We start from the raw sequence: 989 nt of genomic DNA on the forward strand, positions 1-989 counted from the left end.
TGGCGCTGGGTCGTGCTGCTCTGCAGCCACCAGACGACCACTGCCCCGCTGCCGCCGAGCAGCACGACCCAGCGCCATCCGGACCAGCCGAGCGGATCGCGCGGCACCCAGAGCCACGACACCAGCGCAAGCACCGGCATGGCCAGGTAGCCGACGGCGAAGCAGACCGCGAACGCCCTGCCTCGCACCGCCTTCGGCACCAGCTCGGTCAGGAACGCGCCGATCGTGATCAGCTCCGCGCCGACGCCGCAGCCCGCGACGAAGCGGCACACGAGCACGCCGAGCGCGCTCGACTGCACGCACATCATCAGGCTCGCCGCGGTATAGAGCAGCAGCGCACCGGTGAACAGCGCGCGGCGCCCATAGCGATCGGCCAGACGCGACACGAACATCTCGCCGATGAACAGCCCGATGAACGTCGCCGCGCCGAGCGCGCCCTGGTCCGACATGCCGAGCACGCCGCGCGCCCCGGTGTGAAAGATGCCGTCTCGAATCAGACCAGGCGGCAGATAGGTCATCTGGAACAGGTCGTAGACCTCGAAAAAGCCGCCGATGCTCAGGAACAGCACGAGCTTCCAGATACCGGCCGTCGCCGGCAGGCGATCGATGCGCGCGGCAAGCGATGCCGCAAGGGAGTCAGACATGGCGTGTCCTCGGTAGTCGCCCGCGCGGCGCGCGGGACGGCGGTCATGGCGCGGCACTGGCCGCGCGGCGGGCAATCACACGGTGGCGACCGGATTGACCGGCGAGCCGACGAGCCCGCGCAGATGCAACGGCGGCGCGGTCAGCAGGAAATGACTGCGGTGATGTGCGTGCAGCCAGTCCGCGAGCGGCGTCAGGTGCCACAGCTCGCCGAGATGGATGCCGAGCTTGAACAGGCACAGCTCGTGCAGCGGCATCAGCGCGCCCGGCTGCGCGAACGGCTGCGCATCGCGCGGGCGCTCCTCGACCGCGTGGTTGTCGGCCGCGAGCGCCGCGAGCCCCGACGC

General features: G+C 70.5%; 1 protein-coding gene and 1 pseudogene. Both read right to left on the reverse strand.

Annotation, left to right across the window (positions count from 1 at the left end; all coding sequences use genetic code 11):
* The coding region (locus G3N99_RS40575) for an MFS transporter (RefSeq protein ID WP_206125239.1) at positions 1–644 on the reverse strand (644 nt) is incomplete at its 3' end.
* A 75-nt stretch (positions 645–719) separates the two neighbouring features.
* Positions 720–989, reverse strand: a pseudogene (locus G3N99_RS40580) (cyclase family protein); the annotation flags it as partial.

The organism is Burkholderia sp. Ac-20392 (assembly GCF_017104585.1).
GTDB classification, from domain to species: domain Bacteria; phylum Pseudomonadota; class Gammaproteobacteria; order Burkholderiales; family Burkholderiaceae; genus Burkholderia; species Burkholderia lata.